This window comes from Mycobacterium sp. TY814 (genome assembly GCF_030755175.1).
Lineage (GTDB): Bacteria > Actinomycetota > Actinomycetes > Mycobacteriales > Mycobacteriaceae > Mycobacterium.
On sequence record NZ_JAUFRY010000007.1, the window covers coordinates 1 to 13,563 of the forward strand.

Here is a 13,563-nt window from a genome sequence, read left to right on the forward strand (position 1 = left end):
CGCCGGCCAGGCCGTCTGCCATTTCGGCATCATCACCGGCGAGACCTGCGGAACGGTCGACAGCGTCAACAACGGCTGGTTCACCATGAGCAACGGTGTCCAGACCCAGCAGGGCGACTCGGGCGGCCCGATCTACCTGGCGGGTGACGGGTCCGGCCAGATCGTCGGGATCTTCAACAGCGTGTGGGGCACGCTGCCGGCGGCGGTCTCCTGGCAGGCGGTCACCCAGCAGGTTCACGAGGACACCGGCTTCAATCCGTAGTCTTTCGTGCGACGGTTCGCCACGGACTAGAGCCGGATTCCAATTATCGCAGTGTGTCGGCATCGGGTTCATGCGTTTCTCACATTTTATTAGCTGTGGTTGACGCCTGAAACTCAAATGCATTGCCGATTAGTGTTTTTCGCATTCGAAATGCTCGCGATTTCGTTTGCCCTGAACTGGCGGCGCGGATCGCTTATATACCAATTAGGCAGCCAAATCAACGGCCGAAATAGTCGAGGAGAATTGCTGGAAATCAGGCATTTTTCGGAAAACCGAAGTTACGATCCGAGCCTGGGTCCTTCGGGGTCGCCGATCACAGGAACGGTGGCAGCCGACGGCCCACGATCGGGACTTTGCCGGGATCGGGCCCCCGGGATCATCACATCCCCTCACCACATAGACAGACAGGGCCCGTTTCATGTCGCAGGTGATCGCGTTCCCCGCAGCGATGACGGCAGCAGCCGCAGACGTCGCCGGAATCGGATCGGTAGTCAGCACCGCCAACCAGATGGTGGCCGGCGCCACGACCAGTGTGCTGGCCGCGGCCGAAGACGAGGTGTCGGCGGCTATCGCGGCCCTGTTTTCCCTCCACGGCCAGACCTATCAGACCTTCAGCGGCCAGGCGGCCGCGGTTCATGACCAGTTCGTGCGCACCCTGATGGGGAGCGCCAATGCCTACGCATCCGCCGAAGTGACCAGCGCCGAACAGTTGGTGCTCGAGGTGGTCAACGCCCCCACCCGAATGTTGTTGGGCCGACCGCTGATCGGCAATGGCGCCGACGGCGCAGCAGGAACCGGAGCCAACGGCGGGGCAGGTGGGCTGCTGTGGGGCAACGGGGGCAACGGCGGGTCCGGAGCGGCCGGGCAGTCCGGCGGCCGGGGCGGCGATGCCGGCCTTTTCGGCAACGGCGGCCGGGGCGGTGCCGGCGGTATCGGCCTGACCGGGGCCACCGGCGGCGCGGGCGTTCAAGGTGGCACCGGCGGGGCCGGCGGCACTGGTGGAGCCGGCGGTAACGGCGGATTGCTGTGGGGCGCCGGCGGCGGCGGCGGCATCGGCGGCGCGGGCGGCGTCGGGGGGACGGGCGGAGCGGGCCTAGCCGGAACCGCCGGTGTTGACGGAGTGAATGCCGGGGCCGGCGGCGCAGGTCAGACCGGTGGTCAGGGCGGTATGGGCGGCGTCGGCGGGGCGGGCGGAGCCGGTGGCGCGTCCGGATTCTTCGGCGGCAACTCGGGTACGAGCGGCAGTAGCGGCAACGGCGGTGTGGGTGGCACCGGCGGGATGGGCGGCCACGGTGGCGCGGGCGCAGCAGACAGTGGCTCCGGTGCCGGGATCGGTGGTGCCGGTGGCACAGGCGGGGCCGCCGGTCTTGGCGGCAGTGGGGCGGTCACGGGCGGCGCGGGCACCGGCGGGACCGGGGGCACCGGGGGTACGGGTGGTACGGGGCTGGAAGGCGAAACCGGCACGGGCTTTAACGGCGGCGGTGTCATGGGCGCTCAAGGTGGAACCGGAGGCGTCGGTGGCACTGGCGGGGCTGGCAACGGCGGTGTCAACGGTAACGGCGGTACGGGCGGAACCGGGGGCACCGGCGGCAGGGGAGGCGACGGGATCGGTGCAGGCGATGGCGGCACCGGTGGGACGGGCGGTGACGCCGGACGCGGCGGGGCCGCCGGCACCGGCGGCACGGGAGGACGAATCGGCGACTCCGGCGTGGGCGGCACCGGCGGCGACGGCGGGACCGGGGCCGCCGGCGGCTACGGCGGCGACGGGGGCGTATCGCGAGGCTATGGGGTGGGAACCGCCACCGGCGGGACCGGCGGGGCTGGAGGTGCCGCGACGGTAGGCGTGGGTGGCGACGGCGGCCGCGGCGGAGGCGCGTTCCATGAAGGGAGCGGCGACGCCTTCGGTGGCAAGGGCGGGACTGCCGGCGTCGGACCTGCTGGTAGTGGCGCCGGAGGCAGTGGCGGCGATGTGCTTCACTCGGGCACCGGGAACGCATTCGGCGGAGCCGGCGCCGCCGGCACGGACGGCGGTGTCACCTCCGCAGGCGGTAACGGCGGCGGTGGCGGCAGCGCGATCATCGACAACGAGACGTCTGCGGCCACGGCGACCGGCGGCGCCGGCGGTGCCGGCGGCACGGGAACCGCCGGCGGCTATGGCGGGGGAGGCGGGTTCGTAGAAAACCGCGGCATTGGCGACGCCGTCGGCGGCGCGGGCGGGGCCGGGGGCGTCGGCATCAGCGCCAGCGGAGGCGACGGCGGAGCAGGCGGGTTGGCGTATACGAACAACATCGCGTCGCCGGGGCTCGCCACCGGCGGTGTGGGTGGAGCCGGCGGCGCCGGTGTCACCGGAGGGTTCGGCGGTGAGGGTGGTGCCGCGGGAACCGAGGGCACGACAACCGCGATTGCCGCTGTGGGCGGCGCCGGCGGGTCGGGAACATCCGGCAATGGGGGTGACGGTGGACGAGGCGGACTGGGGTATGCCGGCGCATCGTCGACGGTCGATGCCTTTGGTGCCGCCGGTGGCGCCGGCGGGGACAGTGCGACCGGCAGCGGCGGAGCGGGCGGAAGGGGCGGCGATGCCAGGAATTTGGGCAGCGGCGACGCCATCGGCGCCGACGGAGCGCGTGGCGGCACCGGCGGGGGCGGCGGCGCAGGCGGCCGCGGCGGTGATGCGGCCAGCGAGGGTTCCGGAAACGCAGTTGGCGGCAACGGCGTGGCCGGGACCGCCGGCGGTGCCACCGCGACCGGCGGTGCAGGCGGCGAGGGTGGCTCGGCCTTGATTGGCAGTGAGACGTCGACAGCGACTGCTACGGCCGGCCGCGGTGGCGATGGAGCCGACGGCGGTGCCGGTGGCGGCGCGGGCGGGCGCGGCGGCGACGCCGTCGTGTTGCAGGCCACTTCCACTGCCACCGCCGCGGGCGGGGACGGCGGTAACGGCGGCAATGCGATGCAGCCTGCCGGCAGCGGCGGTCCTGGTGGCGACGGCGGCGATGGCTTGGGTTACGCGCAGGTCAGCGCCGGTGCCGGCGGCACCGGTGGCCTGGGGGGCGCGGCCGGCGCCGACGGCTTGGACGGATCCCCAGGGACTACCGGCACCCCTTAACGAGCGAGAGCGAACACCGGAATGCGGGTCGCGGCGGCGCGCAACTCGTCGTCGCCGGAATCCGGCGTCACGCCGCCCACATAATCCTTCACCTGCCAGTACCACCGCTGCAGATACCGGCGCAGGATCTCGGGTTTACCGTCGTCGGCGACCTCGGTGACGGTGGCCCGTCGCCGTCGCCAGCGCGGGCCGGTTTCGACGACCCCGGCGGCCCTGACATTGCGCGCCCACTGCGTGTTGCCGCGGGGCGACACGAGATACTCGTCCCCGTTGAGGATCAGCAGGTTGACCACCACGCTGCGCGGCTTCCCGGTCTTGCGGCCTCGCACTCGCAGCGCCCGGGTCCCGGCGATGCTGATGCCCAGTTCGGCGAGCCAGCGGATCACCGCATTCGCGGACCGGGCGGCCGCATTCGGTTGTTGATACTGCGTGGACATGCTGACCTCCCTCAACCCAATACGAGAGCACTGCTCTCGTATTGGGTTGACCGTGTCACAACCGTGACCGAAAAGCAAGAGCGGTGATCTCGGTCCTGCCAGACTTGACCCCGTGGGCACACGCCAGGAATCGCGGGAGCAGATCGAGGCGAAGATCATCGAACTCGGGCGCCGCCATCTGGTGGAGCACGGCGCGGCCGGGTTGTCGCTGCGAGCGATTGCCCGCGAGTTGGGCATGGTTTCCTCGGCCGTTTACCGCTACGTCGCCAACCGGGACGAACTGCTGACCCTGCTCCTTGTCGACGCCTACTCCGACCTGGCCGACGCGGTGCGCCAGGCCCGCGACGGCACCGAGAGCGACTTCTGGAGCGACGACGTGCTGGCCATCACGCACGCGGTGCGCGCCTGGGCTGTCGCGCACCCGGCGCGCTGGGCGCTGCTGTACGGCAGCCCGGTACCCGGATACCACGCGCCGCCGGACCGCACGGTGGGAGTCGGCACCCGCGTGGTCGCAGACCTGTTCGACGCCATCGCGACCGGAATCACGACGGGCGACATCAAGCTGACCAGTGATGCTGCGCCGCAACCGATGTCGTCTGATTTCGAACGCATCCGGCGCGAGTTCGGCTTTCCGGGCGACGATCGCGTGATGGCCCGTTGCTTCCTGTTGTGGGCCGGCGTGCTGGGGGCGATCAGCATGGAGGTGTTCCAGCAGTACGGGTCCGACACCGTGACCGACCCCAGGAGCGTGTTCGACACCCAGGTCCGGTTGCTGATCGGCCTGTTCGACCAGCCGAACTAGAACATGTTCAGCAGGCCGCCGTGGGGCCGGTGCTGGCCTCGGCGGCAAAGTTTTTCCCCGTTCTTTCTGCCGACCGCGCGCTGCGATAGTCTGCGTGACGATGAACTTTCTTGCTGCGTCACCGATCCAGATCGCCTGGGTGACGCCGGACCTCGAGGCCACGGAAACGGCTCTCACCGGGCTTTTAGGCGCTCGCAAGTGGGTGCGGATACCCGACGTCCACTTTGCGCCGGACACCTGCAGCTTCCGCGGTGAGCCTGCTGACTTCGTCGCGGGCATTTCGCTGAGCTACCTCGGAGACATGCAGCTGGAACTGATCGCGCCGGTCCGCGGAGAGAATATCTATAGTGAATTCCTGCGGGACCATGGCCCCGGTCTGCACCACATATGCATGGAGGCCGAATCGCTGGGGGCGTTCGACGCCGCACTTGCCGACGCGACCCGTCACGATGCTGAGGTGGTGCAACAGGGCGTCATGCCCGGCGGCATTCACTTCGCCTACGTCAGCGCGCCGCAGGCGGGTGTCCCGTTTGTGGAGATCGCGTACCTCTCGCCCGAGATCAAAGCGTTCTACGACTACATAAAACAGGAGCAGCGGTGAGCACCGACATCCCCACCACGGTCAACGTGGACACGGTCGAGTCCTGGTCGGACGAGGTCGACGTGCTGGTGATCGGCTTCGGCATCGCCGGTGGCTGCGCGGCCGTCAGCGCCGCGGCCGCGGGTGCACGGGTGCTCGTACTGGAACGGGCAGCCGCCGCCGGTGGGACCACCGCAATGGCCGGCGGCCACTTCTATCTGGGCGGCGGCACCGCGGTCCAGGAGGCGACGGGTCATGCCGACTCTCCCGAGGAGATGTACAAGTACCTGGTCGCGGTGTCCCGCGAGCCCGAGCTCGACAAGATCCGCGCCTATTGCGAGGACAGTGTCGAGCATTTCAATTGGCTTGAGGCACTTGGCTTTCAGTTCGAGCGCAGTTACTACCCCGGCAAAGTGGTGGTGCCGCCGGGCACCGAGGGGCTGAGTTACACGGGCAACGAGAAGGTGTGGCCGTTCTGCGAGCAGGCCAAGCCCGCGCCGCGCGGACACTCCGTGCCGGTGCCCGGTGAACTGGGCGGCGCAGCGATGGTGATCGACCTGCTGGTCAAACGCGCTGACGAACTCGGCGTGCAGGTCCAGTACGAGACCGGGGTCACCAACCTGATCGTCGACAACGACGGCGCGGTTGTCGGCGTGAGCTGGAAGCACTTCTCCGACACCGGCGCGGTGCGGGCGAAAGCGGTTGTCATCGCGGCCGGCGGCTTCGCGATGAACCCCGACATGGTCGCCGAGCACACGCCGGCGCTGGGTCAGCCGCGGCGCACCAAGCACCATGGCCTGGTGGCGCCGTACATCCTGGGCAATCCACACGACGACGGGCTGGCCATCCGGCTGGGCGAGTCGGCCGGGGGTGCCACCAAATACATGGACGAGCTGTTCATCACCGCGGCGGCTTATCCGCCGGAGATCCTGCTGACGGGCATCATCGTCAACAAGGACGGCAAACGTTTCGTTGCGGAGGACTCCTACCACTCGCGCACTTCGGCCTTCGTGCTCGAACAGCCGGAGCAGACCGCCTACCTGATCGTCGACGAAGCACACATGCAGATGCCGGCGATGCCGCTGATCAAATTCCTCGACGGGTACGAGACCATCGCCGAGATGGAGACGGCCCTGGGCATACCGGCGGGCAATCTCGCCGCATCCCTGGACCGCTACAACGAATTCGCCGCCAAGGGCGAGGACCCGGACTTCCATAAACAGCCCGAATACGTTGCGCCACAGGATAAAAGCCCATGGGCGGTATTCGACCTGTCGCTCGGGCGGGCGATGTACTCGGGATTCACCATGGGCGGTCTGGCGGTCACCCTTGACGGGGAAGTGCAGCGGGCCGACGGCAGCGTCATCCCGGGGCTGTACGCGGCGGGGGCCTGTGCGTCCAACCTCGCCCAGGACGGCAAGGGATATGCCAGCGGAACGCAGCTGGGGGAGGGCTCCTTCTTCGGCCGCCGCGCCGGAGCGCACGCGGCCCGGCGGGCCGTGAGCGCGTAGGCGCCATCCCACACCGCCGGAGCGCACGCGGCCCGGCGGGCCGTGAGCGCGTAGGCGCCATCCCACACCGCCGGAGCGCACGCGGCCCGGCGGGCCGTGAGCGCTTAAGTCGTTTCTGAGGCAACGGCTTTCGTCTCGACCGGACCGAGTCGCCACTGGGCTTCACCGAGCAGTTCCAGGTGCCGCTCGTGGTGTTGCTCGACGGTGGGCCGGTGGCTGACGCTGATCACGATGGTGTCCGGCAGTTCGGTGCGCACCAGGTGATACAGCGCATACTCGAGACCGGGATCCAGCGCCGAGGTGGCCTCGTCGAGGAATACCGCCTTGGGTTTGGTGAGCAGGATCCGCGCGAACGCAACCCGTTGCTGCTCACCGGGCGAGAGCACCTTGGCCCAGTCCTGATCCTCGTCGAGGCGGGAAATCAAGGGCGCGAGAGCAACTTTGGTCAGGACATCGTGCAACTCGGAATCGGATACATTTTCGGTCGCCAAGGGGTAGCACACCACCGACCGCAGATCGCCCAGCGGCACGTACGGCAGCTGCGACAGGAACATTGTCTCGTTCTCACCGCCGGGGCGATGCAGCGTTCCGGTGGCGAACGGCCACAGTTCGGCGAGACTGCGCAGCAGGGTGGTCTTGCCCGATCCGGAACGGCCGGTGATCACCAGCGAGTCCCCGGTCTCCAGTCGCACGTCCAACGGGTCGATCAACCGGTCGCCGTCGGGCTTGCGCACCTCGACGTTGTCGATCTGCACCGAACCGTCGGTGCTCGGCAGGGCCAGCACGGCCGGCAATGCGCGTCCCTGCTCGTTGGCTTCCACCAACCCGTGCAACCGAATGATGGCCGCCCGGTACGACGCGAACGCATCGTAGGCATTGCGGAAGAACGACAGGGAATCCGAGATGTTGCCGAACGAGGACGCCGTCTGGCTGACATCGCCGAAATCGATTGTCCCGGCGAACAATCGGGGGGCCTGAATCAGCCAGGGCAACGGCACGATCGCCTGACTCACCGCGAGGTTCCAGCCGTAGAAGCCGACGCTGCGGTTGACGTAGTGCAGGTAGTTGTCGATGACGGGGGCGAACCGCTTGCGTAGCTGGGTGCGCTCGGCCCGCTCGCCCCGGTAGAAGCCGACCGCCTCCGCCGCGTCGCGCAGCCGCACCAGCGCATACCGGAAGGCGGCATTGAGCTTCTCGTTTCGGAAACTCAGCCAGATCAACGGACGACCGATGATGAACGAGATGATCGTGGCCACCAGCACGTAGACGATGACGGTCCAGAACATCACGCGCGGGAAGGAGACGCCGAAGATCGTCAGCGTGCCGGACAGATTCCACAGGATGCTGGTGAAGGACACCACTGAGATCACCGATTGCACGGTGCCGAACAAGAGAATGCTGCCGGTTCCGGTGCCCGGCTGATTCGGGCCGTTGCCCGTGCCGGCGGTGAAGATGTCGATGTCCTGCTGGATGCGCTGGTCGGGGTTGTCGATCGTCTCGTCGATGAACAGGTCGCGGTAGTAGGCCCGGCCTTCCAGCCAGTCCTCGGTGAGATGGTCGGTCAGCCACACCCGCCAGGCGACCACGAAGCGCTGCGTTAGGTAGATGTCGGCCATCACCCGGGACACGTGGATGACGGCCATGATGCTGAAGATCCCAATCGACATCCAAAAGCCATGCACACCAGAGTTTTTCACGACGTCGTTGTCGCCGGCGGCGCCCTGGAAGGCCTTCTGCAGAGCCGTGTACATGTCGTTGCCCTGGTAGCTGAACAACACATTCAGACGCACCGCCAGCACCACCGAGAGCAGCAGCACACCGAACATCAGCCAGACCCGGATACTGTGGCGGCCGGTGAAGTAGCCCCCGGTGATCCGCCAGAACTGGCGGCCCCAGGGGGTGACGAACCGGAACACCACCAGCATCAACAGCAGCGCAACCGCGCTGATCGTCCACGCGATCGCCGTCCACCGCAGCGAATCCAGCAACGCATGAGACCAGTCGATCGACGGCGTAAACGGCTTCGGACCCACGGTGTTGTCTCCTCAGAGTCGAACTGCTGCGCAACAGAAATCCTCCGGCGAAGGTACCGGAAGGCCGGTGGATAGGCTGCGTCAATGACCACTGAAGCGACCAGTGAAGCCGCTCCCACCCAAACCGTGCACGCCGGCCGGCTCATCGCTCGCCGGCTCAAGGCAAGCGGCATCCACACGCTTTTCACCCTCTCGGGCGGCCACCTGTTCTCCATCTACGACGGCTGCCGTGACGAGGGGATCCGGCTGATCGACACCCGTCACGAGCAGACCGCCACCTTTGCCGCCGAGGGCTGGTCCAAGGTGACCCGGGTGCCCGGGGTGGCCGCACTGACGGCGGGGCCCGGCATCACCAACGGGATGAGCGCCATGGCGGCCGCCCAGCAGAATCAGTCGCCGCTGGTGGTACTCGGCGGCCGGGCACCGGCATTGCGCTGGGGGATGGGTTCGCTGCAGGAGATCGACCACGTGCCGTTCGTCGCGCCGCTGTCCCGGTTTGCCGCGACCGCACAGTCGGGGCAGGATGCCGGCCTGCTGCTGGACCAGGCCTTGCGGGCATCGGTCGGCGCCCCCTCGGGTGTCGGATTCGTCGACTTCCCGATGGATCACGTCTTCTCGATGGCCGAGGACGACGGCCGCCCGGGCGCCCTGAGCGACCTGCCGCAACCGCCCGCCGTGGACGGCGGCGCCTTGGACCGGGCCGTCGAGCTGTTGGCAAAAGCCCAGCGGCCGGTGATCATGGCCGGCACCAATGTCTGGTGGGGGCACGGCGAAACCGCACTGCTGCGGCTGGCCGTGGAGCTGCGGATCCCGGTGCTGATGAACGGGATGGCGCGCGGTGTGGTGCCCGCCGACCACCCGCTGGCGTTCTCGCGGGCCCGCTCAAAAGCGTTGGGCGGGGCCGATGTCGCGCTGATCGTCGGTGTGCCGATGGATTTCCGGCTCGGCTTCGGCGGCGTCTTCGGCGCCGACACCCAACTCATCGTGGTCGACCGCGCCCGCCCGGAGCGCGCCCACCCGCGTCCTGTCGCCGCCGAACTGTATGGCGACCTGAGCGACATCCTGTCCGCGCTGGCGTGCGCCGGCACGCCTGGGCAGCAGGATTGGGTCGACGGCCTGCGCACCGCTGAGAGCGCGGCGCGGGATCTGGAGCGGGCCGAACTCGCCGAAGACCGCATCCCGCTGCACCCGATGCGCGTATATGCCGAACTGGCTCCGCTGCTGGACCGCGACGCCATCGTCGTCATCGACGCCGGTGACTTCGGGTCCTACGCCGGCCGGGTAATCGACAGCTACCAGCCTGGCTGCTGGCTGGACAGCGGGCCGTTCGGCTGCCTCGGTTCCGGTCCGGGCTATGCGCTGGCGGCCAAGTTGGCGCGGCCCGAACGTCAGGTCGTGCTGTTGCAGGGCGACGGAGCATTCGGGTTCAGCGGCATGGAATGGGACACGCTGGTGCGGCACAACGTGCCGGTCGTGTCGGTGGTGGGCAACAACGGCATCTGGGGGCTGGAGAAGCACCCGATGGAGGCGTTGTACGGCTATTCGGTGGTGGCCGAGCTGCGCCCGGGAACCCGGTACGACGAGGTGGCCCGCGCGCTGGGCGCCCATGGTGAGTTGGTGGCGGCGCCGGCGGAGCTGCGCCCGGCGCTGGAACGCGCGTTCGCCAGCGGCATGCCGGCCGTCGTCAATGTCCTCACCGACCCGAGCGTGGCCTACCCGCGCCGATCCAACCTGGCCTGATGCCAACCGCGTACCGTGGGGCTGTGCCGAAGACCACCCGCTCCCAGCCCGGACGGCTGAGCAGCCGCTTTTGGCGCCTGCTCGGCGCCACGACGGAAAAGAACCGCAGCCGCTCGATGGCCGTGGTGACCGATTCCGAGGAGTACGAGAAGGAAGCCGCCGACCTCAACGACGAGAAGCTGCGTAAGGCCGCCGGGCTGCTCAACCTGGACGATCTGGCCGACTCTTCCGACATTCCGCAGTTCCTGGCGATCGCACGGGAAGCGGGCGAGCGCGCGACCGGCCTGCGTCCGTTCGACGTGCAGTTGCTCGGGGCGCTGCGGATGCTGGCCGGTGACGTGATCGAAATGGCCACCGGCGAAGGCAAGACGCTGGCCGGGGCTATCGCCGCGGCCGGCTATGCCCTGGCGGGGCGACACGTACATGTGGTGACAATCAACGACTACCTGGCCCGCCGGGACGCGGAGTGGATGGGACCCCTGATCGAGGCGATGGGACTGACAGTCGGCTGGATCACCGCCGAGTCGACCAGCGAGGAACGCAGAACGGCCTACGGCTGCAACGTCACCTACGCGTCGATCAACGAGATCGGCTTCGACGTGCTGCGCGACCAGCTGGTCACCGACGTCGACGACCTGGTGTCGCCCAACCCCGACGTCGCGTTGATCGACGAGGCCGACTCGGTGCTGGTGGACGAGGCGCTGGTGCCGCTGGTGCTCGCCGGCACCACCCACCGGGAGACGCCGCGGCTCGAGATCATCAAGCTCGTCGGTCAGCTCGTCCACCACAAGAACGCCGACGACTACTTCGCCACCGACGCCGACAGCCGCAATGTGCACTTGACCGAGATGGGCGCCCGCAAGCTCGAGAAGGCCCTCGGCGGCATCGACCTGTACTCCGAGGAACATGTCGGCACCACGCTCACCGAGATCAACGTCGCCCTGCACGCGCACGTGCTGCTGCAGCGCGACGTCCACTACATCGTGCGCGACGACGCGGTGCACCTGATCAATTCCTCCCGCGGCCGCATCGCCCAGCTGCAGCGCTGGCCGGACGGGCTGCAGGCGGCCGTCGAGGCCAAGGAAGGCATCGAGACCACCGAGACGGGCGAGGTCCTCGACACCATCACGGTGCAGGCCCTGATCAACCGCTACACCACGGTCTGCGGCATGACCGGCACCGCGCTGGCTGCCGGTGAGCAGCTGCGCCAGTTCTACAAACTCGGGGTGTCGCCGATACCGCCGAACACCCCGAATATCCGCGAGGACGAGTCGGACCGGGTCTACATCACCGCCGCCGCCAAGAACGACGCGATCGTCGAGCACATCGCCGAGGTGCACGAGACGGGGCAGCCGGTCCTGGTCGGGACCCGCGACGTGGCCGAATCCGAGGACCTCTACGAGCGGCTGACCAAACGCGGTGTGCCGGCGGTGCTGCTGAACGCCAAGAACGACGCCGAAGAGGCTCAGGTGATCGCCGAGGCCGGTACCTACGGCTCGGTCACGGTATCCACCCAGATGGCCGGTCGGGGCACCGACATCCGCCTGGGCGGGTCCGACGAGTCCGACCACGACCGCGTCGCCGAGCTGGGCGGACTGCACGTGGTCGGCACCGGACGGCACCACACCGAGCGCCTGGACAATCAGCTGCGCGGCCGGGCCGGTCGCCAGGGGGACCCGGGCTCGTCGGTGTTCTTCTCGAGTTGGGAAGACGACGTGGTGGCGGCCAATCTCGACAGCAACAAGCTGCCCACCGAGACCGACGAGGACGGTCGCATCCTGAGTCCCAAGACCAACGCGCTGCTCGATCATGCGCAGCGCGTCGCCGAGGGCCGCCTGCTCGACGTGCACGCGAACACCTGGCGCTACAACCAGCTCATCGCCCAGCAACGCGCCATCATCGTCGACCGGCGAAACACTTTGCTGCGCACGCCAACTGCGCGCGAAGAGCTGGAGGAGCTGGCGCCCAAGCGGTACAAGGAGCTGCGCGAGGAGATCTCCGAGGAACGCCTGGAGAAGATCTGCCGGCTGATCATGCTGTATCACCTCGACCGTGGCTGGGCCGATCACCTGGCGTATCTGGCCGACATCCGCGAGAGCATCCACCTGCGCGCGCTGGGCCGGCAGAACCCGCTCGACGAGTTCCACCGGATGGCGGTGGACGCGTTCGCGTCGCTGGCCGCCGACGCCATCGAGGCAGCCCAGCAGACGTTCGAGACGGCGAACATTCTCGAGGACGAGCCGGGCCTGGATCTGTCCAAGCTCGCCCGCCCAACGTCCACGTGGACCTACATGGTCAACGACAACCCACTGTCCGACGACACGCTGTCCACGCTGAGCCTGCCCGGCGTCTTCCGCTGAGTCCCGTCCGCCGTGCGGACCGCATCGTCAGCGGGCCGGGTCTGATTGCCCGCTTCCTTCTCGGTCCGCCGTGCGGACCGCATCGTCAGCGGGCTAATGTCACGGCACATGGAGCCAGTGCTCGTGCAGAACCGGGTACTGACGGTGCCCAATGTGCTGAGCGTCGTCCGCCTTGGCCTCATCCCGGTCTTCGTCTACCTCATGCTGGTCACGCACACGCTGAGCTGGGCGGTGGCGATCCTGATGTTCAGCGGGGTCTCGGACTGGGCGGACGGCAAGATCGCCCGCCTGCTCAACCAGCAGTCGCGGCTGGGCATGCTGCTGGACCCCGCCGTCGACCGGCTCTACATGGTGACCGTGCCGATCGTGTTCGCGATCAGCGGCATCGCCCCGTGGTGGTTCGTGCTGATGCTGCTGGCCCGCGACGCGGCGCTGGCCGGAACGCTGCCGCTGTTGTGGAGCCGCGGGCTCTCGGCGCTGCCGGTCACCTATGTGGGCAAGGCCGCGACGTTCGCGCTGATGTCCGGCTTCCCGCTGGTCCTGCTGGGACAGTGGGACGCGCTGTGGAGCCGCGTCGTGCTGGCCTGCGGCTGGGCGTTTCTCATCTGGGGCCTGTACATGTACTTGTGGGCGTTCGTGCTCTACATCCTGCAGATGGTGCTGGTGATGCGCCGGATGCCGAAGGTCAGGCATGGCTGAGCCGGACCGGCTGCTGGGCGGCTATGACCCCAACGC

9 protein-coding genes and 1 pseudogene are annotated in these 13,563 nt (G+C 68.4%); 8 read left to right on the top strand and 2 right to left on the bottom strand.

Annotated elements, in window-relative coordinates; translation table 11 throughout:
- A pseudogene (locus QXH22_RS30320) lies at nucleotides 1–262 on the top strand (hypothetical protein); the annotation flags it as partial.
- Between the two features lie 418 nt (nucleotides 263–680).
- Nucleotides 681–3,365: a PE family protein gene (locus QXH22_RS30325; protein WP_306277623.1), complete on the top strand. Its 2,685-nt coding sequence runs from the start codon at nucleotides 681–683 to the stop codon at nucleotides 3,363–3,365.
- Here the strand turns inward: QXH22_RS30325 and QXH22_RS30330 are convergent.
- Nucleotides 3,362–3,802, bottom strand: coding sequence for a nitroreductase/quinone reductase family protein (locus QXH22_RS30330; RefSeq protein ID WP_306277622.1), 441 nt, complete (start codon nucleotides 3,800–3,802; stop codon nucleotides 3,362–3,364). The two genes, QXH22_RS30325 and QXH22_RS30330, sit on opposite strands and share 4 nt — an antisense overlap.
- A gap of 112 nt (nucleotides 3,803–3,914) precedes the next feature.
- Between QXH22_RS30330 and QXH22_RS30335 the strand changes: the two genes are divergently transcribed.
- From QXH22_RS30335 to QXH22_RS30345, 3 genes are all read left to right on the top strand, one after another.
- Nucleotides 3,915–4,604: a TetR/AcrR family transcriptional regulator gene (locus QXH22_RS30335; RefSeq protein ID WP_306276876.1), complete on the top strand. Its 690-nt coding sequence runs from the start codon at nucleotides 3,915–3,917 to the stop codon at nucleotides 4,602–4,604.
- Nucleotides 4,605–4,704: 100 nt separating this feature from the next.
- Nucleotides 4,705–5,205, top strand: coding sequence for a VOC family protein (locus QXH22_RS30340; protein WP_306276875.1), 501 nt, complete (start codon nucleotides 4,705–4,707; stop codon nucleotides 5,203–5,205).
- Nucleotides 5,202–6,695, top strand: coding sequence for an FAD-binding protein (locus QXH22_RS30345; protein ID WP_306276874.1), 1,494 nt, complete (start codon nucleotides 5,202–5,204; stop codon nucleotides 6,693–6,695). The genes QXH22_RS30340 and QXH22_RS30345 overlap by 4 nt, the downstream gene beginning before the upstream one ends.
- A 104-nt stretch (nucleotides 6,696–6,799) precedes the next feature.
- On the opposite strand, the gene QXH22_RS30350 is transcribed toward QXH22_RS30345, so the two are convergent.
- Nucleotides 6,800–8,728, bottom strand: a complete 1,929-nt coding sequence (locus tag QXH22_RS30350; RefSeq protein ID WP_306276873.1) for an ABC transporter ATP-binding protein/permease — start codon at nucleotides 8,726–8,728, stop codon at nucleotides 6,800–6,802.
- 84 nt (nucleotides 8,729–8,812) lie between these two features.
- Here QXH22_RS30350 and QXH22_RS30355 point away from each other — a divergent pair, with 84 nt between their 5' ends.
- From QXH22_RS30355 to QXH22_RS30365, 3 genes are all read left to right on the top strand, one after another.
- Nucleotides 8,813–10,468, top strand: coding sequence for an acetolactate synthase (locus QXH22_RS30355; RefSeq protein WP_306276872.1), 1,656 nt, complete (start codon nucleotides 8,813–8,815; stop codon nucleotides 10,466–10,468).
- Nucleotides 10,469–10,491: 23 nt separating this feature from the next.
- The gene (gene secA2 / locus QXH22_RS30360; protein ID WP_306240483.1) at nucleotides 10,492–12,828 is read left to right on the top strand and encodes an accessory Sec system translocase SecA2; all 2,337 of its coding nucleotides are present in this window, start codon (nucleotides 10,492–10,494) and stop codon (nucleotides 12,826–12,828) included.
- Between the two features lie 108 nt (nucleotides 12,829–12,936).
- Nucleotides 12,937–13,527 carry a CDP-alcohol phosphatidyltransferase family protein gene (locus tag QXH22_RS30365; RefSeq protein WP_306240482.1) on the top strand — a complete coding sequence of 197 codons (591 nt, stop codon included), beginning with the start codon at nucleotides 12,937–12,939 and terminating at the stop codon, nucleotides 13,525–13,527.
- Nucleotides 13,528–13,563: the final 36 nt, after the last annotated feature.